Source organism: Paraburkholderia phenoliruptrix, assembly GCF_902859825.1.
GTDB classification, from domain to species: Bacteria; Pseudomonadota; Gammaproteobacteria; order Burkholderiales; family Burkholderiaceae; genus Paraburkholderia; species Paraburkholderia phenoliruptrix.
In genome coordinates, this window is sequence record NZ_CADIKB010000002.1 from 61,026 (window position 1) to 83,140 (window position 22,115).

A 22,115-nucleotide genomic window follows, 5' to 3' on the forward strand; every position below is an offset into this window, starting at 1 on the left:
TGTTGTTTTTTACTGCGATCCAGCGTAATTTCCGGGCAGCGATAAATCAATTGAAATGAATTGATTGGAGCAATTACAAACCATCATGGATCTGAATCTTCGGGACATTCGGGCTTTCATCGCCGTCGCGCAAACGGGCAGCTTCACGCAGGCGGCCGCGCGGCTGCATCTTTCGCAGCCGGCGTTGACCGTGCAGATCCGCCGTCTCGAAGAAACGCTGGGCCTGCGGCTTTTCGACCGCAATAGCCGCAACGTCGCGCTCACGCCCACAGGCCGCGACCTGCTGCCGCTCCTGCAAAGGTCGCTGCACGACATGGAGCAGGTGCTGGTCGACGCCCGCGCGCTGGGCGACGGCGCGAGCGGCACCGTGCGGATCGCGTGCCTGCCGACCTTCGCGGCGAGTTCGCTGCCCGAGCTGGTGCGCGAGCTGAAGAAAGCGGTGCCGCGCGTCGGTTTTCAGGTGCGCGATGTCGTCGCGAGCATGGTCAATACGCTCGTGCGCAATGAGGAGGCCGACATCGGAGTAACGGGCGGCGAGCTCGACGACACGAACCTCGAAGTGCTGCATGCGGGCATCGACAGGCTGGTGGCTATTTGCCCGAAGCGGCATCCGCTCGCGAAACGGCGGCGCATCGCGTTGGCGGATCTCGCCGCGACGCCGCTCGTGCTGACCGCACAAGGCACCAGTGTGCGGGCGGTTGTGGACAGCGCGTTTGCGCAGGCGCGCTGCGTGCCGGAGATTTCCTGCGAGCCGACCTACATGATGAGCGCGGTCGCAATGGTTCGCGCGGGGCTCGGCGTGACGATCCTGCCGGCGTCGGCGCGCGAGGTGCGGGCCGAGCCGGAACTGGTGGCGCGTCCCGTCGACGATCCGGCATTCACGCGGCCTATCGCGCTCATCAAGAAGCGCGGGCGGACGTTGCCGCCTGTCACCGAGACGTTCGTTGCCATGCTGATTGCGAAGCTGGAGGCCGAATGAGCGGGGATCGCTGCGCTGTCCTCGCGCGAACAGGCTGAATTCCGTAGGTTGGTTGATTTGGGCGCTGCAATGCTGGCACGCTGTGTGAGCCGCAGCAATGCCGGCTCTTGCCCGCGCGAACAGTAGTGAGACAACCGCGATGCCTTCTTCCCCGCCATCCGACGACAACACCATCGACGACACGCTCGAACATTTCGAGGCCCACGGCGCGCCGCCGCTACCTGCTTCAAACGAGTCAGGCTGGGTCGAGCACCAAGGCGCGCGGATCTGGTATGCGTCTTATGGCACGGGCGCGCCGGTGATTCTGCTGCACGGCGGCCTCGGCCATAGCGGTAACTGGGGTTATCAGGTGCCCGCGCTGCTCGACGCAGGCCACCGCGCGGTAGTGATCGACAGCCGCGGCCATGGCCGCAGCACGCGCGATGCGCGGCCTTACCAATACGAACTGATGGCCTCCGACCTGCTCGCCGTCATGGACAGGCTATCGCTCGCACGCGCCGCCATGGTCGGCTGGAGCGACGGCGCATGCGTGGCGATGGTGCTCGGCATGGTGGCGCCCGAGCGCGTCGCGGGCGTGTTTTTCTTCGGCTGCAATATGGATCCGGGCGGCACGAAAGAATTGGTCGCGACGCCGGTGATCGAGCGCTGCTTCAACCGCCACCGCCGGGACTATGTGCGACTGTCCGCGACGCCGGACGACTTCGACCCCTTTGTCGTAGCCGTCAGCGAAATGATGAGGACCGAGCCCAATTACGCCGCGCGCGATCTCGCCCGCATCCGCGTGCCGGTGCTTATTGTGCAAAGCGAACACGACGAGTTCATCAAGCTCGAGCACGCCGAATATCTGGCCCGCAGCATTCCCGGCGCGCAACTGCGGATGTTGCCCGGCGTCAGCCATTTCGCGCCTCTGCAAAGGCCGGCTTTGTTCAATCGGACGATGCTCGCCTTCACTGCGCGCGTGCTGGCGTGAAGGCGGTTTCGACACCGCATACATGCCTGTAGGGCTGAAACGCCCAAAATTTCACGATGTGACACGCGCCCTTGCTTCGTAAAAAATCATGGTGCGTGGCACAAATCCCTCATTTCGCAATGTCCGCCGACGTTGCACATCGCAAAATGAAACGCGTAAGCGCTTGATATTGCGCAATTTTTTCGATTCGAGCGAACTGCCTAACACCCGCTTGTGCGGCTGCGGCCTGACGTAGACTCTTTTACAAGAGGAGGCGATTCATGCGGTGCAGTCGAGTGAGTGGAACAACACGCTGTGAGACGTTCCGGATGCTCCCGCGCGAAGTCGCCGGAAGACCGCGATTTTCTATTGGCAATTGGGAGACTAAAAATGAAAGGCTTTCGCTTTGGATCGGCTGAGGGCGCGTTCTACATTCTGCCTGGCCAGGACGGTTGGGAAGCAACCTACGGCAACGACAAACTGGGCGAGTTTTCGAGCCCCCAGCAGGCGGCTGACGATCTCGCGCGCGGCTTGACCTGCCCGCATCTGTCGGAGGTCGACACGTCGACGCTCGAAATTCCCGAGAAACTGAGCGACTGGGAAATCGTTCACGTTTAAGGGACCGCATGACGCGCGTCCACGTGACACAGCCGGAAACGACGATGGCGCTCGAAAGCGCCATCGTCGTGTTGACTGCTTACTTCTGGGCATGCCTCAGTGCGTGCACATTTGCGTGCTCCCGCGCATTCAAACGCGCCTCGCACCGCTCGCCCGTCAGCCCACGGCCGACCACCTTACGCGATCGAATCCACGATCTGATTCAGCGTGGCGCTCGGGCGCATGGCCTTGCTCGTCAGTTCGACGTTCGGACGGTAATAACCGCCAATGTCCACCGGCTTGCCTTGTGCTGCACGCAGTTCCTCGAGAATCTTGGCTTCATTCGCGGCCATTGCCTTCGCCACACCGGCGAACTGAGCCTGCAACGCGGCGTCTTCGGTCTGCTCGGCCAGTGCTTCCGCCCAGTACATCGCGAGGTAGAAGTGGCTGCCGCGGTTATCCAGCCCGCCGACCTTGCGCGCCGGCGACTTGTCGTTGTCGAGGAACTTGCCGGTGGCCTGGTCGAGCGTCTTCGCGAGAACCTGCGCCTTCGGGTTGTGATACGCGCTGCTCAGATGTTCGAGCGACGCTGCCAGCGCGAGGAACTCGCCCAGTGAGTCCCAACGCAGGAAACCTTCTTCGACCAGTTGCTGGACATGCTTCGGCGCCGAGCCGCCCGCGCCCGTTTCGAACATGCCGCCGCCTGCCATCAGCGGGACGATGGACAGCATCTTCGCGCTGGTGCCCAGTTCCATGATCGGGAACAGGTCGGTCAGATAGTCGCGCAGCACGTTGCCGGTGACCGAGATCGTGTCCTTGCCGGCGCGGATACGTTCCAGCGAAAACTTCGTTGCCTCGACCGGCGTCATGATGCGAATGTCGAGACCGTTCGTGTCGTGGTCCTTCAGATACTGCTCGACCTTCTTGATGATCTGCGCGTCATGCGCACGTGCAGCGTCCAGCCAGAACACGGCCGGCGTGTTGGTGGCGCGCGCGCGGTTCACGGCGAGCTTCACCCAGTCCTGCACCGGCGCGTCTTTCGTCTGGCACATGCGCCAGATGTCGCCGGCTTCCACCGGCTGTTCGATCAGCACCGCGCCGCTCGCGTCGGTCACGCGAACCACGCCGTTGGCCGGAATCTGGAACGTCTTGTCGTGCGAGCCGTATTCTTCGGCCGCTTGCGCCATCAGGCCGACGTTCGGCACCGTGCCCATGGTGACGGGGTCGAATGCGCCGTTCTTCTTGCAGTCTTCGATCACGGCCTGGTACACGCCTGCGTAGCAGCGGTCCGGAATCACGGCCTTCGCGTCGTGCAGTGCGCCGTCGGCGCCCCACATCTTGCCGGACTCGCGAATCATGGCCGGCATGGACGCGTCGACGATCACGTCGCTCGGCACGTGCAGGCTGGTAATGCCCTTGTCCGAGTTGACCATGGCCAGTTGCGGACGCTGCTCGTACTGAGCCTTGATGTCGGCTTCGATCTGCGCAGCCGTTTCAGCCGGCAGGTCCTTCAGGCGCGCGTACAGGTCGCCGATACCGTTGTTCGGGTTGAAGCCGGCCTGCGCGAGCGCGTCCGCGTGCTTGGTCAGCACGTCCTTGTAGAACACCGAGACCACGTGCCCGAAGATGATCGGATCGGACACCTTCATCATGGTGGCCTTCAGGTGGACCGAGAACAACACGCTGTTCGCTTTGGCGTCGCTGATCTCTTTTTCGATGAAGCTGCGCAGCGCGTTCTTGCTCAGGACCGAGGCGTCAATGATCTCGCCCGCCTGGACCGGCGTCTTTTCCTTCAGGACCGTCTTCGTGCCGTCAGCGGCCGTCAGTTCGATCTTCACCGCACCTGCCGCGGCGATCAGCGCCGACTTTTCGCTGCCGTAGAAGTCGCCGCCGCTCATATGCGCCACATGCGATTTCGAATCCGCGGTCCACGGACCCATCTTATGCGGATGCTTGCGCGCGTAGTTCTTGACCGACAGCGGCGCGCGACGGTCCGAGTTGCCTTCGCGCAGCACCGGGTTCACCGCGCTGCCCTTGATCTTGTCGTAGCGGGCCTTGACGTCTTTTTCCGTGTCGGTCGTGGCGACATCCGGATACGGCGGCAGCTTGTAGCCCTGATCGCGCAATTCAGTGATCGCGGCCTTCAGTTGCGGCACCGAAGCGCTGATGTTCGGCAGCTTGATGATGTTCGCTTCGGGACGCGTGGTGAGTCCACCCAGTTCCGCCAGATCGTCGGAACCCTTCTGTTCCGGGCTCAGGTAGTCCGGAAATGCAGCGATGATCCGGCCGGCAAGCGAGATGTCGCGCGTTTCGACGTTAACGCCAGACGAGCGCGTGAACGCCTTGACGATCGGCAGCAGCGAGTAAGTCGCCAGAGCCGGCGCTTCGTCGGTGAGGGTGTAGATGATCTTCGGCGGTGTGGACATGTTTGATGCTTTGCTAGGTGAAGTGAGAGACAGAGCGTGGGAAGCGCCAAGCCAGCGAATTGCGACAGACCAGCAAAACGGAGCGCGACCCGCGGCACTACTTTTTACGGCCCGACCGTGAGTATATGCGTGTTTTCCTCGCTCCGCTGCTAAACAAACAGGCCGAAGATCTGGGCGAATCTAGCCGGAGGCCCGACAGACAAGGGTTTCAGCGATTTGCCCTAGGTCCAAAGACATATGTCTTATAGATGACCTGACGCCAAAAAAACTCAACTCAGATGAGAATCGCTCTCAACCGTGGCGAAGCGGAGCGGAACAGTTAATCAATCGCTTAACATGCGGGCGGAAAGCCGGCGGTCAGCCGCCGACCCCATCGCCCTCCCGATAGCTCTGCGCCATCGCGACCACCACCTTGCGCGGTCCTTCGAATGGGTCGCGGGCGTGCGCCGTCAACATGTTGTCGAGCATCAGCACGTCGCCGGTCTGCCACGGAAACGCAATGCGTTGTGCATCCAGCACGCCCCGAATCTGCGCGAGCGCGTCGGCTTCGAGCGGCGCGCCGTCGCCGTAATACACATTGCGCGGCACGTTTTCCAGCCCGACGGAGTCGATCAGCGCGTCCTGCATGTCTTCGTCGAGTGAAGAAAGGTGGAACAGATTCGCCTGGTTGAACCAGACCGGCTCGCCCGTGCGCGGGTGCCGCGCCACCGCCTGGCAGCGCTCGCGCGTGCGCAGCAGCAGTTCGCCGTCTTCACTGTCGCGCCATTCGCATTCGATGCCGCGCGCGCGACAGATGCGCTCCACCACGGCCGGATCGTCCGAGCCGAAGGCCTGTTCCCACGGCAAGTCGAGCCCTTGCCCGAAGTTGCGCACGTAAAGCAGTTCGCGGCTCGCAAAGCGCGCGACCAGCGCCGGATCGAGCGCGCGATACACGGCGCGGCTGTTCGCAATCGGCGTCGCGCCGCCGGAACGCGCGGCGAGCGCGCAGTGAAACCAGATGCGCAGCGGCCATTCGCGCGTGTAGGACTGTTCGTTATGCAAAGGAATGGAGCGATGCGACGGATATTCCGTCGACGTGTACACCGCGCCTTCCACCTGGCTGCGCGGCGTGGACGCGAATTCATAGCCGATCAGCGGATGCCCGAACGAAGCCGCGAAACCTTGAAACACGTCGATCGACTCCACGCGAAAACCCGTGAAGAGCACGCCGCCGGCACGCTCCAGCCTTTCATCGACAATTGCGCGCAGCAGCGGCGCCGCCTCGCTCAACGACAGGTTCGCGCCCGCGCGCGGCGAGACGACAGTCGGCAGGCCCGGCTGAACGGAGAGATCGGCCAGCGTGAGTCGCGGCATCGAAAGCATGGTCATAGGGCATCCTCTTGCAGTAGCGGCGCGTCGGCGTCGGAAAAGAGACGGTGACAATCTATCGCAAACGCGAATCATTCTCAATAACGATCTGCAAATTGGCCCACAGGCTGTGACAGCATTGCCGTTGAGCATTCCCAGAAGGGTTCCGACTTTGCCGCTGAGCGGCCGCCTGGAATCTGGTACAACCGATAGTTGTGCCGCCCCTCGCCGCATGGGCAAATAAGCGCCGTGGACGGTGCGGTGCACATGACACGACGAGTTTCCGACTACCCCTGTTCTAGCTGGAGCAACCGATGGCTCATGCCTACCTGCAGGTAATCGCCCACTTTTTCGCCAAGCCCGGTCAGGGCGACGCGATCGTCGAGCCTCTGAGCGAACTCGCCGCGGCTACCCGCGCGGAGCCGAAGAATCTCTACTACGAGTTTTTCCGTTCGCCGCTCGCGCCGGATCACTTCGTGATTCTCGAGCAGTACAGCGACGCCAATGGGCTCGCCGAGCATCGCGACACCGAGCATTTCCAGCGGCTGGGTTTCGGCACGATCATTCCCATGCTCGAGCGGCGCGAGGTGTCGAGCCATATGGTGTCGGGAGACGCGACATGAACGCATTCCGCTTTCAGACGGTGCCGACGCTCGTCGTCGAGTTCGGCGCGGCGCGCCGGCTGGGCGCGTTGTTGCGGGCGCAATTTCCGGCGCTCGAGCGCTTGTGCGTGGTGACGGACGGCTTTCTGCACCGGAGCGGCCTCCTGAACCCGGCGCTTGCCGACCTGGCGGCACATGGCTGGAATGCGACCGTGATCGACGACGTCATCGCCGATCCGCCCGAGCCTGTCGTGCTCGAAGCGACAGCCCGGGCGCGCAACGCCCGCGCCGAAATCGTGCTCGGACTGGGCGGCGGCTCGTCGATGGACGTCGCCAAGCTCATCGCAGTGCTGGCTCCGCAGCGACAACAGCCGCTTGGCGACATGTACGGCGTGAACAAGGTCGCGGTGCCGCGCCTGCCGCTCGTGCAGATGCCGACCACCGCAGGGACCGGCTCGGAAGTCACGGCAGTGTCGATTGTCACGGTCGGCGAGGCGAAGAAAATGGGCGTCGTGGCGCCGCAGCTGATCGCCGATCTCGCCATTCTCGACGCCGAACTCACGCTGGGCTTGCCCGTCGCGGCGACGGCGGCGACGGGCATCGACGCCATGGTTCACGCAATCGAGGCGTACACGTCAGCGCATTTGAAAAATCCCGTCTCGGACATGCTCGCGATCAAGGCGCTGGACCTGCTGTCGCGCAACCTGCTGCCCGCGTGCGAGGACGGCTCGAATCGCGCGGCGCGGGAGGCCATGCTGCTCGGCGCGACTTTCGCGGGACAGGCGTTTGCGAACTCGCCGGTCGCGGCCGTGCATGCGCTCGCTTATCCGATCGGCGGCATTTATCACGTGCCGCATGGACTGTCGAACGCGCTCGTGCTGCCGCATGTCTTGCGATTTAACGCCGAGTCCGCGGCGCATCTTTATGCCGAACTCGCGGACGTCGTGGTGCCCGGCGTGTCGGGCAGCGCTCCTCGCAAGACGAATGCGCTGATCGAGAGACTTGAACAGATGATCGCGGCAACGGGCATTCCGGCGCAATTGCGCGACGTGGGCATCGCGCGCGAAGGGCTCGAACAGATGGCCAGCGACGCCATGTTGCAGACGCGACTGCTCGTGAACAACCCGCGGCCTGTCAGCGAGGACGACGCGCTCGCGATCTATACCGCGGCGTTTTGATCTGTCCGCGCGCCGTTACGTCGAAGCGTGCGCGTTACGTAGCGTGGGGCGGAACATCGGCGCGCGACCGCTCGGGCGCCAGGCAAATTTCCGTATTTAATTCTGCTACTCTGCAACGCGGCGAGATTTAATTTCCCGTTTCCCGCCATCTGCGTTGTTAAACACCGATGGCGCGGACCTTGCAGAGACGTCTCCGTTAATTGTCGTTCAACGGGGACATCATGATCAAATTGGCTGGCCGCACGGCTATCGCTGTCGCGACGTCGACATTGCTCGCGCTTTATGGCTGCGGGTCGACTCTCAATACACCAGGCACGAGCGCACTCACGCCAAACACGAGCGGGCTCGGTGGCGGAGGGTTGGGCGGCACATCGGGAAGTTCGGGCGGATCGGGGACTTCGGGGACTTCGGGGACTTCGGGGACTTCGGGGACTTCGGGAACTTCGGGAACTTCGGGGACTTCGGGGACTTCGGGGACTTCGGGGACTTCCGGCACTTCCGGCACTTCCGGTACTTCCGGTACTTCCGGTACTTCCGGTACTTCCGGTACTTCCGGTACTTCCGGTACTTCCGGTACTTCCGGTACTTCCGGTACTTCCGGTACTTCCGGTACTTCGGGCACTTCCGGTACTTCCGGCACCTCCTCCACGCCAATCGGTCACGTGGTCATCAACGCCAGCAACCTCATTACCGCTGTCGGCACAACCGTCGCCGATACCGGCAGCAAAGTCGCCGGCACATCGGTGCCGGGCGTCGGCAGCACGACCACCGCGGGCCTCGGCAACACCATCACCGATCTCGGCAACGCGGTGAAGTCGCTCGGCGACGGCACGGCCGCCGGCCTCGGTGCAGTCGGTAGCTCGGCGAATCCGCTCAACCCGACGGTCGGTTCCACGTCCGGCGTTCTGTCGAATACGGCTGCCGCGGTGACCTCGCTCGGCGGCGCGGTCACGGGCCTCGGCAGCGGACAGCTCGCGCCGCTGGCGCCGCTCACGTCGACGCTTGGCACCGCCGTCGGCGGAGTGGGCGGCGGGCTCGGCGCCACCGGCTCGAGACTGAACACCACGGTAGCCGGCACGCCGGTCCAACAGGTCGAGGCGCAACTCAGCTCAGCCATCAATCCGATCACCCTCGCCGTCTCGAACACGACGCAGACCATCGGCAACGCAACCGGACTCGGCTCGCCGCTGAATACCTTGCTCAGCACGGTCGGCAACGGACTCGACGCGGCCGGCGTCAGCGTCAGCGCGGCCACGGGCGATCAGGTCGGCAAAGACGTCGGCGGAGTTGTCAGTCAGCTCGGAAAGACCGTCACGAGCACCGGCGGACTGTTCACGGGAGCGACGACCAGCCCGCTCGCGCCGCTCACCGGCGTGCTCGGGCCCATCGGCGGCACGAGCGCAAGCGGCGGCGCGCCCATTCCGCCTTTGACGGGCCTGATCGGCAACCTGGGCTCGTTGGGCGGCAGCACGGGTGCCAGCACGCCTGGCGGCGTCGCGAGCCTGCTCGCGCCGGTTACTGCACTGCTCGGCAACGCGGGCTCATTGGCCGGCAACAGCGGAACCGGCGGCTCGAGTGGCACGGGCGGCACGGGCGCAACTGGCGGCGCCGCAACAGCAGGCGGCCCGCTTGCACCCGTCGCCACACTCGTCGGATCGCTGACATCGGCGGCCGGCGCACTCGGCGGATCGCACAGCGGCACGGCGGCCAATCCGGTCACGGGGCTCGTTACCGGCTTGACGGGCGGATCGGGCGGCGGATCAGGGGGCGGCACAACGTCAAGCACTAACCCGCTTGCGCCGGTGACCAGCCTCGTCGGCGGATTGCTCGGCGGCGTGTCCCCCACAAAATAAGTAGTAGCCCGAAACGGTCGGGCCCACAACAATATAACGCCCGACCGCTTATGTCATGACGACGAGGATGACATGACCTCCAGCATCGATACACTCGCGCATGTCGACGACCCGGCTCCGCATTCGGCAACGCCCTTTACGGTGGGCCTCGCCGGCATGGCGGCCTGCCTGCTGACGCTCTGGCTGGTACGCGACAGCACCGCGCTGGACGGCGCCGCGCGCAGCACCGTGGCCTGTCTCGCGATCATCGCAACGGTGGCCGCTTATGAGTTGTTCGTCGCGCGCGTCTATTTGCGCCCGAGCGCGGGGCTCGCGCGTCGGGGCATCCGCACGCTCAGCATCGCGCGCGTCGCGATGCGCCTCACGGCGCTCGCCTGCGTCTATGCAGGTATAGGCACGATCTACTGGCTCTTGCCCGAATATCATGGCGCGTTCTACAAGCCGTTCTGGTCGCTGATCGCGACACTCGCCCCTTATGAGGCAGTAGCCGCGCCGCTCTACTTCGCGTGGATGGACACGCATCAACGCGAAATAGACGATGCGTATCTGCTCCTCGCGCGCCTGCTGTTACGCGGCGAGCGTCCCTCGAACTGGCGGCCCCTGCGCGAAATGCTGGCCGGCTGGATGGTCAAAGCGTTCTTCCTGCCGCTGATGACGGTCTATCTCTCCACCAATGCCGCTCAACTCGACACGTCCCTTTCCGCCGCACTGAACGCGCCGTTCTCTCTGGCAACGTTTCGCTTCATGTACGACCTGTCGTTTGCAATGGATCTGATGTTCGGCACAGTCGGCTATCTGTGCACGCTTCGCATCCTGGACAGCCACGTGCGCAGCGCCGAGCCGACCGCGCTCGGCTGGCTCGTTGCGCTGATCTGTTATCAGCCGTTCTGGTCGCTGATTTCCAGCCAGTACATCCGTTATGAAGGTTCCGTGTTCTGGGACAACTGGCTCATGTCCATGCCGGTGCTTCGCATCATGTGGGGCGCCGCGATCGTCGCGCTGTTGCTGTGCTATGCGTGCGCGACGATCTCTTTCGGATTGCGGTTTTCCAATCTGACCAACCGCGGCATCATCACTTCCGGCCCCTATCGTCTGACGAAACATCCTGCCTATATCGCCAAGAACCTGTCGTACTGGATGGTGTCCGTGCCGTTTGTCGAACCCCTGGGTTGGCGAGCCGCGCTCTCGCATTGCGCAGCGCTCGTCGCCGTCAACCTGATCTATTTCGTGCGCGCGAGAACCGAAGAAAGACACCTGATGAGCGATCCGGATTACCGCGCATACGCCGAATGGATCGACAGAAATGGGCTCTTTGCCAGGATGGCCCGCGCGCTCCGCTAGGAGCAACAACCCGAATGCGCGAGCCTCTTTCGGCTCGCTGACTCAGTGCCCCGAATCGATTCGCAGGAGGCAATTTGACCGGACAAACAACTTTCAATAGCATCGTCAGCCACGCAACTCAGCGACTGCCCTATCCGTACAGTCAAGCAAGCCGGCCAATGCTACAGATCCCCCTCTCCGATGCCGACTGGGCACGAGTCCAAAGCCTCTTTCCGGAGCAGGTATCCACTCGCGGACGCCCCCGCCGCAGCGATCGCGAGATCCTCAACGCGATACTCTGGCTGCAGCAAACGAATGAAAAGTGGCACAGACTGCCCGGCACGTTTCCGCCGCAGCAGACGTGCTATCTGCGATACATGGCGTGGAAGAAGTCAGGCGTGCTCGATCAGGTAAACGAGCGTCTGCCCCAGTGCAATCTCAAACACGCGGCGGGTGACGGCAGCTAGCTTGCTACGCGGCTGCGTGCGTGTGCGCCGCCACGGCACGCGGAAAAGCCACGCTGATGTGCACGCCTTTGCCGTTTTCGCCAGCTTCGAGCGTGATGTTGCCGTGATGCGCGTCGGCGATTTCGCGCACGATTGCGAGCCCGAGGCCCGTGCCTTCGGTATCCGTCGACGCGCGAAAGAACGGCTCGAAGATGCGGCTGCGAGACTCGGCGGGAATACCTGGCCCGTCGTCGAGCACGCTGACGGCGACGCTATCCGCATCGGCTTTCACAGCGACCGTAACATGTCCGCCGCGACCCGTGTAGCGGATCGCGTTTTCCACGAGGTTGGCAGTGAGCGCCTGCAGCAAGCCGCGGTGTCCCGCCACCGGCGCGCTGTCGCACAGTTCTGCGCCGAGGTCGATGCCGCGCCCTTGCGCAAGCAGCGCGAGGTCTTCCACGACTTCCATGGCAAGCGGCACGAGGTCGACGGCTTCGACGACAACCTGCCGGTTGTCCGCCGCCTCCGCTTGCGCGAGCAGCAATAGTTTGTTGGTGAGCCCGACCATCGACCGGTTACTGCGATGCATGGCGGCGAGCGCTTCGTGGAGTGCCGGATCCAGGCCGCTTTGCTGTCGCGCGAATTGCAATTGCGTGCCGAGCAGCGTGAGCGGCGTGCGCAATTGATGCGCCGCGTCGGCGATAAAACGACGCTGCGCGGCAACCTGTACGCCGAGGCGCGCAATGCACTGATTGATCGCTTCGACGATGGGCCGCAACTCCGTGTGCAAGCGGTCGACGCGAATTGGTTCAAGCTGCATCGGATCGCGGTCCGCCACTTCCTCTTTCACTTTCATCAGCGGACGCAGTTCGAACGTGAGCCCGATACACACGAGCGCAACGGCGAGCACGATCATTTCGATCTGCCGAACAAGTTGCGGCTGCCAGAGCTGCTCGGCCATGGCGTCGCGCGAACGCACGGTCTTGCCGACCGTCACGCGCACGCGGCGAGTCGCGCCGTTGTCGTACATGAGCCGCACGAGTCCGACAGCGCGCACATCCTGGCCGTAGAGCGTGGTGTCGTAGCGATCGGGCGTGTCGGCCGCCTGCGAGGGACGCGGCGGAAAGTCGGGCGTGCCCGCGAGCAATTGCCGGCCGTCGACATTCACGCTATAGAACACCTGATCGCGATAGGGCGACGCAAAAATTTCAAGCGCCGCGGGCGGGACGTCCACGCGCAGAAAACCGTCCACCCATTCCACCTCACCCGCAATCATTCGCGCCGAGGAAATCAGCTGATTGTCCTGCACGAGGTCTGCGGTCTGCCGTGCATTGTCGTATTGCGTCTTGCCGGTCACGAACACGTACAGTGCGAGCGGCACCAGCAACCACCACAGCAGACGGACGCGCAAACTATTGGTCATCTTCTTTCTTGCGCAACAGATAACCGAGTCCGCGCAGTGTGACGATAGCCGCCGAACTGCCGTCGAGCTTCTTGCGCAAGCGGGAAATGTAGATCTCGACCGCGTCTTCGCTCGGCTCGTCGGCGAGCGTGAAAATCGCGTCGACGAGCGCCGGCTTGGTCACCGTTTTGCCGAGCCTCAAGATCAGCGTTTCGAGCACCGTGCGCTCGCGCGGCGTGACATTGAGCGGCATGCCTTTGAGCGTGAACTGGCGCGTGTCGATGTCGAATGCGAGGTCGCCGCACACGACTTCGCTCGCCTTGGAGGGCGACTGCCGCCGGATCGCCACCTTGATGCGCGCAATCAGCTCGCGCACTTCGAACGGCTTCACCAGATAGTCGTCTGCGCCGGCGCCGAGCAGTTCCACTTTCTCGTCGATCGAGCCGCTCGCCGTGAGAATGAGAACGGGCGTTGCGTCACCTCGCTGACGCAGCCGGCGCAGCACATTCTTGCCAGACAGCTTCGGCAGATTCAGGTCGAGCAGGATCACGTCGTAGTGATTCGTCTGCAGCAGACGGTCCGCGGAATCGCCGTCCTGCACGGCGTCGAGCGCGAATGCCTCCTGCTCCAGCATCTTCGCGAGCCAGTGCGAAAGCGTGGGATTGTCTTCGATGAGCAGCAGCTTCATGGCGGAAACGGCGAAAGTCCAGGGCGTCGATTGTGCCGTAAAAAGCGGCTCCGCGCCTCTGTATGACTCCCGGCGCGACGCACGCTTTCGGCACTTCGGGGTTAACACCCATGATCTGCCTACATCGCCGAAAGCTGCCAGAAGGTTTCCAATTTCTATAATCGCCGTCATTCATCCAAAAAGCGCCGCCTGCAGCGTCGGGCGGCGACTAAACCCAGGAGACTGCCTCATGCGTACCTTGCGCCAGATTGCCGCCGTATCCGGTGTTGCGTTTGCCCTTGCCGCCGCCTCGGCTGCCGCTCACGCGGAGAAACTCACGATCATGGTCGGCGGCGCCGCCAAGATCATCTATCTGCCGGCCAAGCTCACCGAACAACTCGGCTATTTCAAGGACGAAGGTCTCGACGTCGAAATTCTTTCGCAGCCGGCCGGCGTGGACGCGGAAAACGAACTGCTCGCGGGCGCCGTGCAAGGCGTGGTGGGCTTCTACGATCACACCATCGACCTGCAGAGCAAAGGCAAGGAAGTCGAGGCGCTGGTGATCTTCGGCCAGGTGCCGGGCGAAGTGGAAATGGTCTCCACCAAAGCTGCCGACACCTTCAAAAGCATGGCGGACGCAAAAGGCAAGACGCTCGGCGTGACGGGCCTCGGCTCGTCCACGAGCTTCCTCACGCAATATCTCGCGCAGCGCGCGGGCGTGCCGTCCACGCAATACACGCTGCTGCCCGTGGGCGCGGACAACAGTTTCATCGCGGCAATCAAGCAGAACCGGATCGACGCCGGCATGACGACGGAGCCGACGGTCTCGCAACTGCTGAAAACCGGCGACGCCAAGGTGCTGATCGACATGCGCACGCTGGAAGGCACGCGCGCGGCGCTCGGCGGCACGTATCCCGCTTCCAGCTTCTACGTGCAGCGCGCGTGGGTCGAATCGCACAAGAGCGACGCCGCGAAACTCTCGCATGCTTTCGCGAAGACGCTGAATTTCATCGCCACGCATAGCGCCGAAGAAATCGCCGCGAAGATGCCGAAGGACTACTACGGCAGCAACAAGGACCTGTACGTCGGCGCATTGAAGGCCTCGCTGCCGATGTTCACGAAAGACGGCAAGATGCCTGCCGACGGCCCGGAAACGGTCCTGCGCGTGCTCTCCGCATTCAATCCTTCGGTGAAGGGCAAGCACATCGACCTCGCAAAGACCTACACGAACGACTTCGTGGCCGCACCGGTCAAGACCGCGGCGCAGTAACGTCAACCCACACCACGAGAACTACGAGGCTTAAGCCGATGAACCAACCAATGTCACGCGAGACGCCTGCGATCGAAATGCGCAACGTGTCCTGCCGTTTCATTTCTCCGGACGGCAAGGCAACCATTGCGTTGCGCGACTTCAGCATGTCGGTGGCACGCGGCGAGTTCGTCGCTATCGTCGGCCCCACGGGTTGCGGCAAGTCCACCACGCTCAGCATGATTACGGGCTTGCTGAAGCCCACGACCGGCGAAGTCCGCGTCATGGGCGCGCCTGTGGATGGCATCGATCCGCGCATCGGCTTCGTGTTTCAGGCCGATGCCGTGTTCCCGTGGCGCTCGGTCATCGACAACGTTGCCGCCGGTCCGCTGTATCGCGGCCGCTCGAAATCCGCCGCCTACGACGAGGCCAACGAGTGGCTGCGCCGCGTCGGCCTCGACAAGTTCGGCAAGCACTATCCGCATCAACTCTCCGGCGGCATGCGCAAGCGCGTGGCGCTCGCGCAGACCTTCATCAACCGTCCGGAAATCCTGTTGATGGACGAGCCGTTCTCCGCGCTCGACATGCAAACACGCACGCTGATGCAGGACGAACTGCTGCAATTGTGGGGCGGCGCCGGCTCGGTGGTGTTCGTCACGCACGATCTCGAGGAAGCGATTGCACTCGCCGACCGCGTGTTCGTGCTGACCGCGCGCCCCGCCACACTGAAGAAGGTCTACGAAATCGATCTGCCGCGTCCGCGCATCACGTCGGAAGTTCGGTATGACCCGCGTTTCATCGAAATCTCGCGCGACATCTGGCACGACCTGCGCGAAGAAGTGCAGATCGGTTAATCAAGGAAAGACAACCATGTCTACAACCCCTCAACAGACAATGCCCGCAGGCCTCGACCCGGCTTCGCTGGAACAGGTGGAACGAGCCGCGCAAAAACGTATCCGTCAAAGACAACTGCTGGTTATTTCGCTGCGTATCGCGGTGCTCGTGGTCGTGCTCGGCGGTTGGGAACTGGCCGCGCGGCTCAAATGGATCGATCCGTTCTTTTTCTCGATGCCAAGCGCGATTTTCGATCAGATCGTCGAATGGTTCGTGAACGGCACATCGCAAGGTCCGCTTCTCACTCAGGTGTGGGTCACGTTGGAAGAAACGGGCCTCGGCTTCATTATCGGTTCGGTTGCAGGCGTGTTCTGCGGCATCGTGCTCGGCCGCAACAAGCTGCTGTCGGATGTATTTAGCCTGTACATCAAGATCGCGAACTCGATTCCGCGGGTGGTGCTCGGTTCGGTGTTCGTGATCGCACTGGGCCTCGGCATGGCGTCGAAAGTGGCGCTCGCCGTCGTGATGGTGTTCTTCGTCGTGTTCGCCAACGCCTTCCAGGGCGTGCGCGAGGCCGACCGCTACATGATTGCGAACGCGCAGATTCTCGGTGCGTCGCGCCGCCAGGTGACCACCTCGGTGGTGATTCCGTCGGCTTTGAGCTGGATTCTCGCAAGCCTGCACGTGAGCTTCGGCTTTGCGCTCGTCGGCGCAGTGGTGGGCGAATTCCTCGGCTCCAAACAGGGCATCGGCCTGCTGATTTCCACCGCGCAAGGCGCATTCAACGCAAGCGGCGTGTTCGCGGCGATGATCGTGCTGGCGGTCGTCGCACTCGCCGCGGACTACCTGTTGACCGCTGTCGAGCAGCGCCTGCTGAAATGGCGCCCCGCCGCGATGTAAGTCTGCCCCGCCTCGCCAATTAAAGCGCGGGGAGAACACAATCGATGCCGTTCGGTCGCCGACCGAACGGCATTTTTCATTTTCAGGCACGTCTGTCGCGCGTCAGCCGACTATTGCTCGCTTTTAAGTTGGCCACCGCGCGACACTTTCTGTCTCCCACTCGTCACGCAATCCCGCAGATGACGCTCTGTCCAAGCGTTTTCACGCATGGCACGCTCAATGCGTCATAGCGGCCACCGGAAGTCGCGTACTTCCCAACATCGATCGGGCCGAGGTGCTCCATGTCGAGTGTGCAAAGTCAACGCCGAGTCCCGCATCTACGCAACCGTCCATTGCGTCGAGGTGTTACAGCCCGCGATAGGGGCCACCCCTTCGCCGCTCCCATATTGCTCGGTTGGCGGACTGCTGGAATCATTGGCCGCGGTCCGAAAGAGTTATGGCCATATGTCCTGCCGTGGGTATTCGCGCTCGTCACCATTGCCTTCTTTTGCCTTGTCGTGCGGGGTGTGATGACGCGACAACTACTGGTGCCGCCGGTCGAAGCACCGCAATCGCTGGCGGCGCGCGGTTACACGCCCAATTTCCTCGCCGAACGGATCATGTCTTCAATGAGGCTGATCGGTCAGGATGCCGAATCGATTCCGCACGACACGTTGGCGGATAACGATGCGCAGCCCGACATCCAGCTTCCCGGCCAGGAGATGTCGTATGCGTCGACGGTCAGATTCGTCAAAGGCATCGTGAGGCGCACCGACGTCGTGGTTCGCGTCGGCATTACGAAGCTCGACGAGCGAGCCGACTCCTACGTCGCACATGTACAGATCGAAGGAGGGCCCTTCGACTCAAGGGAGAGCACCGTATCGTTCAATGGAAACGACCTTGAGGCCTTCGTGCATGAGATCGCGGTCAAGGCGATGCGCCTCGCCGAGCCGAACATCCTCGCGAGCCATCTCTTTTCCGAGGTGCAAAAAACGAAATGCTCGCTCGCGCGCTGCAACTACGACGATATTCTCTCGATCTACAACGAAGTACTTGCCATGCCGGCTTCCGAACAAAGCGAATGGGCGCTCGCCGGTAAATCATGGCTCCTCGCAAGCCAGGGGCGCGCGAAAGAAGCCGAGCAGCAGACGCGCGAAGCGCTGACTGTCTACCAGAACTCCGCAATTCTGCACGCAAGCCTCGGCATTGCGCTGGAGCAGCAGCATCGCATAGACGACGCGCTCGAAGCACTGCGCGCCGGAGCGAACAGTCGATCGACGACAGCGGAGAACCTGCGCCTGCTCGGCGACGTGCTGTTGCATGCCGACCGTTACCTCGAAGCGCTCGACGCATTCAGGCAGGCGGATCGAATGAAGCCCGACTCTGTCGACAACCTTCACGATTGGGGCGAGGCACTCGTCGCAATGGGCCAGTACGACGAAGCCATCAACAAGCTTTCGCACGCGGTCTCGCTGCGCCCCGACCTCGCGCCGTCGTACGCAGAATGGGGCCGAGCGCTCGAGAAGAAAGGGGATATGCGCGGCGCGGCGAGCAAATTCGCCGAGGCGTTGCGACTGGATCCGGGCACATTGTCGGCGGGAGAAAGTCGCATCGCGCGATTCGGCGCGGCCCTGCAGGGTCCCGACGACGCGGGCACCGCCAGGCGCGACACCCACGTCCAGCCCGTTTCGAGCCCGCCCGCGGATACCCGCCTGGAAGCCTCACAACCGGCGGGCCCTAACCTCCAGCCGAACGCAATCAGACTGGCTTGACCCCACTACGTTCTGTTCGTCACGACACTCATGGAAGGAGATGATCGATGGAAAACTTCGAGGATGCATTCAAGGCGTTGATCGGAAGCGAAGGCGGTTACTCCTTCAATCCAGCCGACCCGGGCGGCGAGACGATGTGGGGCGTGACAGCCCGTGTCGCGCGCAGTCAGGGATACAACGGCGCCATGAAAGACCTGCCACTCGACACGGCAAGGCAGATTGCGAAACAGAAGTACTGGGATCCGCTGCATCTCGACGAACTCGATCCGCGCGTGGCCTTCCAGATTTTCGACGCCAACTACAACGGCGGACTAGTCGTGCTGTGGATGCAGAAAGCGTCCGGCGCGAACGAGGACGGCAAGTTCGGCCCGCAGACATTGGAAGCAGTGAAAAATACGGACCCGATGAAATTCGTCATGCGGTTCGCGGCGTATCGGCTGCGGTACCTGAGAAACCTTCACGCGTGGCCAAGCTTCAGCCGGGGCTGGACCGAACGCATGGCCTGTAATCTTCTTCTGGGAGCAGCATGATGGACTGGTCGAAAGTAGCAACGAACATTGGCAGCACCGCCCCGCTTCTTGCCGGACTCGTTGGCGGCCCCGTGGGCATCGGCGTATCCGCCGCGGCAGCAATCATTTCTCATGCACTCGGCACGCCCAGTGACCCCGCTTACGTCGAGCCGGCATTGAACGATCCTGGCGCTCTCGAGAAAATCCGGCAGGCGGAAAGCGCCAACGCCCTTCAATTGCAGCAATTGATGGTCACCGCCGCGCAGGCCCGGCTCGCCCACGAGAGCGACATGGCCCGCATCGAAACCGGCGACCGCGCCGGCGCGCGTGCGATGGCACTCGCCACTGGCGATTGGGTTCCCAAAGTACTCGCGATGGCGGTCACCGCGGGCTTCTTCGGCATCCTGCTGCTGATGGCTTTCCAGCCTTTGCCGGGCGTCAACAAGGACCTCGTCAATGTCATCGTCGGCGCGTTGGGCACGGCGTGGATCAGCATCATCGGCTACTACTTCGGCACTTCGGTTGGATCGATGAGAAAGACCGAGTTGCTTGCCAAGCCGAGCGTTCCCATCACGCCCGACAGCGCCGTGACGCTGCGAGAGCCGGCAACGCCCCCGGCTCCGTCCACGCAAGCGGCTCCGACGCCCCACGCAGACGTGTTCCAACCGTTCGCACCCGGCGCACAAGGTCCGATCTTCTCGGGTGCGTCGTGAGTCCTTTTTGAAGAGGGTTTCACTTGTTGCAGGGCGGCTGGCACGCGCGGCGAGACTGATAACTCGCCCACGAACCGGCCGCTGCCATCAAGGCCTTTCGCCATAGCCCGTTTTGCGATACGTTTGCAACGCTGACGCCTCACAGGTTCAGTCTTGCACACACTCTGCAGGAGCGATGCACATGGGCGACGTCCAATTCGGCAAGGCGGCACAACAGCAAGCACATGCGCAGAACGACCCCATCCGCCACGTGGTGGTTCTGCTCATGGAAAACCATTCCTTCGATCAGATGCTCGGCTGCCTCGACGAGGTGCACGAAGGGCTGGACGGCATACGCAATGCGGCCTCGAAAACGAACGACGACGGCCACGGCCACACCTTCTACCCACGTCCCACCCGCTCGCGGCAAATGAAGCTGGATCCGGATCATGGGCACTCGGCGGTATTGAGCCAGATTGACGGAAACAACAGCGGCTTCGTGCGCTCTTTCGTGAAGGACTATCCGAAGAGCAGTCTTGCCGCGCGGCAAGACATCATGGGCTACTACCCGCGTGGCTTCTTGCCGGCGCTTCATACGCTCGGGGAGCACTTCACCGTTTGCGACCGGTGGTTTTCACCGTTACCCGGCCCGACATGGCCTAATCGCTATTTCGCGCTTACCGGCACCTCCAAAGGGCAGGTGGGCATGCCATCCGGTCTCGATGGGCTCAACCCGAAGTGGTACACGGAGCAGGATCAGGATACGATTTTCGACCGCCTGAATAGCGCGGAAAAAACGTGGCGCGTCTACTTCTACGACTTTCCCGCGTCATTGCTGTTGAGGAACCAGCGCAAAGCGGAGAATCTGGCAAATTACCGCTACTTCGACACTTTCTTTCGCGATGCCGCGGGCCCCGCCGATGCATTTCCCGAGTTCGTGCTGATCGAGCCGAAGTACTTCGGCGAGGCGCAGAACGACGACCACCCGCCGCATAACGTGATGAAAGCGGAGAAGTTGATCGCGGATACCTATAATGCGCTGCGCTCGAACGAGCCATTGTGGCAGAGCACTTTGTTAGTCGTCCTCTACGATGAGCATGGCGGATTTTACGACCACGTTCCGCCGCCGCCCGATGCAGTCGCGCCCGACGAACATACGAGCGCCTTCGACTTCAGGCAGCTGGGCGTGCGCGTGCCCGCCATTCTGGTTTCGCCGTGGTGCGACCGCGGCGTCTGTCACGCGCAGTTCGATCATTGCAGCGTGCTCAAATATCTCTGCGACAAGTGGAATCTGGCGCCGCTCGGCAAGCGCGCACAGGCGGCGGCCAGCGTCGGACTGGCGATCCGGACCACCGGCACTGCGCGCGCCGATACGCCGCAATTCATTCGCGTGAGCAATCAATCGCTGATTCCGGATCACGTGGAACTGGAAAAGAAGTCGTCAAACAGCAATCAACTCGGGCTCCACCACTTCGCGGATTTTCTTCACGCTGAACTCGACCGGTTGGCCACGGGCGCGGTCATCTCGGCTGCAAACATGGCACGCGCAGAAAGCCGTTGGGCACGGCTGAAAAGCGCGCTGGGTTCGGCGATGATCGGCTTCGGGCAGTGGCTCAGCAAAGACTTCTATCAGGCAAGGGACGAGCGGGAAGCGCGCACGAGTCACGCATTCACGCGGCTTTCGCAACAGGCTGACGGCACGGCGGACACGCGCCGCCCATGAGAAACGGATAAAAGCGCGCACTTCAGGGCGCAGAACCGGCCGGAACGCCGCCGCCCATAATGCCGTCTTTTATCTCAATTCCAGCAACGATGTTTACCAGAACGGGCGATTACTCTCTCCAGTTTGCAAACCTACAATGCAATCACTGGCTGCGAACAACAAGGTTCGTAGCGCAATAAACACCGAACTGGAGGTAGTTCATCATGAAATCGCTTATTCAAGCCGTTGTTATCGCCACTGTACTGGCCGCTCCTGTCGCTTCGTTTGCGCAGTCCAACCAGCCGGTGACCCGCGCTCAGGTGCGCGCCGAACTGATTCAACTCGAAAAAGCCGGCTACCAGCCGAGCCGCTCGGACCCCTACTACCCGGCCGATCTGCAAGCCGCGCAAGGTCGCGTTGATGCGCAGAACGGCACCGCGCAGCCGGCGGTACCCAGCTATGGCGGTGTGGCAAACGGCTCCTCGCAATCGGGCCGCGCTGCGTCGGCGAATGGTGCAAAGTCGATTTACTTCGGCAACTAAGATCCGGCATTCACCGCCGGGCGCAATCCGTTTGATCCGTTGCAAATAAACTGGCCCGCGACCGATTGTTCCGGTCGCGGGCCAGTTCCTATCTGTTACCTCCGTCATCGGCTACCGATGACTTCGCCTGGATCCCTCAGATCCAGGCACTTTTTTGCCGCGCCGACGTA

Annotated in this window: 21 protein-coding genes; 16 read left to right on the forward strand and 5 right to left on the reverse strand. The window is 62.6% G+C overall.

From position 1 onward, the window contains the following. The first annotated feature begins 85 nt into the window (after positions 1–85). The 3 genes from HV711_RS03040 to HV711_RS03050 all read left to right on the forward strand — a co-directional run bounded on the left by HV711_RS03040 (position 86) and on the right by HV711_RS03050 (position 2,546). Positions 86–979 carry a LysR family transcriptional regulator gene (locus HV711_RS03040; protein ID WP_028362760.1) on the forward strand — a complete coding sequence of 298 codons (894 nt, stop codon included), beginning with the start codon at positions 86–88 and terminating at the stop codon, positions 977–979. Between the two features lie 139 nt (positions 980–1,118). Continuing rightward, positions 1,119–1,949: an alpha/beta fold hydrolase gene (locus tag HV711_RS03045; protein WP_051224275.1), complete on the forward strand. Its 831-nt coding sequence runs from the start codon at positions 1,119–1,121 to the stop codon at positions 1,947–1,949. Between the two features lie 369 nt (positions 1,950–2,318). Continuing rightward, positions 2,319–2,546: a hypothetical protein gene (locus tag HV711_RS03050; RefSeq protein WP_013591050.1), complete on the forward strand. Its 228-nt coding sequence runs from the start codon at positions 2,319–2,321 to the stop codon at positions 2,544–2,546. A gap of 176 nt (positions 2,547–2,722) precedes the next feature. Here HV711_RS03050 and HV711_RS03055 read toward each other — a convergent pair whose 3' ends face one another. Both HV711_RS03055 and HV711_RS03060 read right to left on the reverse strand, forming a co-directional pair. Next, on the reverse strand, positions 2,723–4,951 hold the full coding sequence (locus HV711_RS03055) for an NADP-dependent isocitrate dehydrogenase (protein ID WP_035481512.1): 2,229 nt from the start codon (positions 4,949–4,951) through the stop codon (positions 2,723–2,725). A 357-nt stretch (positions 4,952–5,308) separates the two neighbouring features. After that, positions 5,309–6,319, reverse strand: coding sequence for a TauD/TfdA family dioxygenase (locus HV711_RS03060; protein WP_035481516.1), 1,011 nt, complete (start codon positions 6,317–6,319; stop codon positions 5,309–5,311). Between the two features lie 293 nt (positions 6,320–6,612). On the opposite strand from HV711_RS03060, the gene HV711_RS03065 reads away from it, so the two are divergent. Beyond that, positions 6,613–6,921 carry a putative quinol monooxygenase gene (locus tag HV711_RS03065; protein ID WP_014972482.1) on the forward strand — a complete coding sequence of 103 codons (309 nt, stop codon included), beginning with the start codon at positions 6,613–6,615 and terminating at the stop codon, positions 6,919–6,921. After that, positions 6,918–8,078, forward strand: a complete 1,161-nt coding sequence (locus HV711_RS03070; protein ID WP_035481518.1) for an iron-containing alcohol dehydrogenase — start codon at positions 6,918–6,920, stop codon at positions 8,076–8,078. Before HV711_RS03065 ends, HV711_RS03070 begins: the two co-directional genes overlap by 4 nt. A gap of 280 nt (positions 8,079–8,358) precedes the next feature. Here HV711_RS03070 and HV711_RS33905 read toward each other — a convergent pair whose 3' ends face one another. Continuing rightward, positions 8,359–8,718, reverse strand: coding sequence for a hypothetical protein (locus tag HV711_RS33905; RefSeq protein WP_217468969.1), 360 nt, complete (start codon positions 8,716–8,718; stop codon positions 8,359–8,361). A gap of 22 nt (positions 8,719–8,740) precedes the next feature. On the opposite strand from HV711_RS33905, the gene HV711_RS03075 reads away from it, so the two are divergent. The 3 genes from HV711_RS03075 (at position 8,741) to HV711_RS03085 (ending at position 11,718) form a co-directional block, all read left to right on the forward strand. After that, positions 8,741–9,931 carry a collagen-like triple helix repeat-containing protein gene (locus HV711_RS03075; protein ID WP_035481525.1) on the forward strand — a complete coding sequence of 397 codons (1,191 nt, stop codon included), beginning with the start codon at positions 8,741–8,743 and terminating at the stop codon, positions 9,929–9,931. A 72-nt stretch (positions 9,932–10,003) separates the two neighbouring features. Continuing rightward, positions 10,004–11,272 carry an isoprenylcysteine carboxylmethyltransferase family protein gene (locus HV711_RS03080; RefSeq protein ID WP_035481526.1) on the forward strand — a complete coding sequence of 423 codons (1,269 nt, stop codon included), beginning with the start codon at positions 10,004–10,006 and terminating at the stop codon, positions 11,270–11,272. Positions 11,273–11,430: 158 nt separating this feature from the next. Then, on the forward strand, positions 11,431–11,718 hold the full coding sequence (locus tag HV711_RS03085; protein WP_156946590.1) for a transposase: 288 nt from the start codon (positions 11,431–11,433) through the stop codon (positions 11,716–11,718). Positions 11,719–11,722: 4 nt separating this feature from the next. On the opposite strand, the gene HV711_RS03090 is transcribed toward HV711_RS03085, so the two are convergent. Next, positions 11,723–13,120 (reverse strand): sensor histidine kinase, encoded by a 1,398-nt coding sequence (locus HV711_RS03090; RefSeq protein WP_035481529.1) that lies wholly within the window; start codon positions 13,118–13,120, stop codon positions 11,723–11,725. Next, positions 13,110–13,787, reverse strand: a complete 678-nt coding sequence (locus tag HV711_RS03095) for a response regulator (protein ID WP_028361151.1) — start codon at positions 13,785–13,787, stop codon at positions 13,110–13,112. The genes HV711_RS03090 and HV711_RS03095 overlap by 11 nt, the downstream gene beginning before the upstream one ends. Before the next feature lie 229 nt (positions 13,788–14,016). Between HV711_RS03095 and HV711_RS03100 the strand changes: the two genes are divergently transcribed. The 8 genes from HV711_RS03100 (at position 14,017) to HV711_RS03135 (ending at position 21,945) form a co-directional block, all read left to right on the forward strand. Beyond that, complete coding sequence (locus HV711_RS03100; protein WP_013591061.1) at positions 14,017–15,036, forward strand: ABC transporter substrate-binding protein; 1,020 nt, start codon at positions 14,017–14,019, stop codon at positions 15,034–15,036. 38 nt (positions 15,037–15,074) lie between these two features. Continuing rightward, positions 15,075–15,869 (forward strand): ABC transporter ATP-binding protein, encoded by a 795-nt coding sequence (locus HV711_RS03105; RefSeq protein WP_013591062.1) that lies wholly within the window; start codon positions 15,075–15,077, stop codon positions 15,867–15,869. A 16-nt stretch (positions 15,870–15,885) separates the two neighbouring features. Continuing rightward, on the forward strand, positions 15,886–16,749 hold the full coding sequence (locus HV711_RS03110) for an ABC transporter permease (RefSeq protein WP_013591063.1): 864 nt from the start codon (positions 15,886–15,888) through the stop codon (positions 16,747–16,749). 281 nt (positions 16,750–17,030) lie between these two features. After that, positions 17,031–18,500, forward strand: a complete 1,470-nt coding sequence (locus HV711_RS03115) for a tetratricopeptide repeat protein (RefSeq protein ID WP_035481531.1) — start codon at positions 17,031–17,033, stop codon at positions 18,498–18,500. Between the two features lie 47 nt (positions 18,501–18,547). Continuing rightward, positions 18,548–19,030 (forward strand): glycoside hydrolase family 108 protein, encoded by a 483-nt coding sequence (locus HV711_RS03120; protein WP_013591065.1) that lies wholly within the window; start codon positions 18,548–18,550, stop codon positions 19,028–19,030. Then, entirely contained in the window at positions 19,030–19,722 is a 693-nt protein-coding gene (locus HV711_RS03125) for a hypothetical protein (RefSeq protein ID WP_035481533.1), read from the forward strand. The genes HV711_RS03120 and HV711_RS03125 overlap by 1 nt, the downstream gene beginning before the upstream one ends. A 181-nt stretch (positions 19,723–19,903) precedes the next feature. Then, the gene (locus HV711_RS03130; protein ID WP_035481535.1) at positions 19,904–21,424 is read left to right on the forward strand and encodes an alkaline phosphatase family protein; all 1,521 of its coding nucleotides are present in this window, start codon (positions 19,904–19,906) and stop codon (positions 21,422–21,424) included. 203 nt (positions 21,425–21,627) lie between these two features. Then, positions 21,628–21,945, forward strand: coding sequence for a DUF4148 domain-containing protein (locus tag HV711_RS03135; protein WP_013591068.1), 318 nt, complete (start codon positions 21,628–21,630; stop codon positions 21,943–21,945). Positions 21,946–22,115 lie beyond the last annotated feature (170 nt).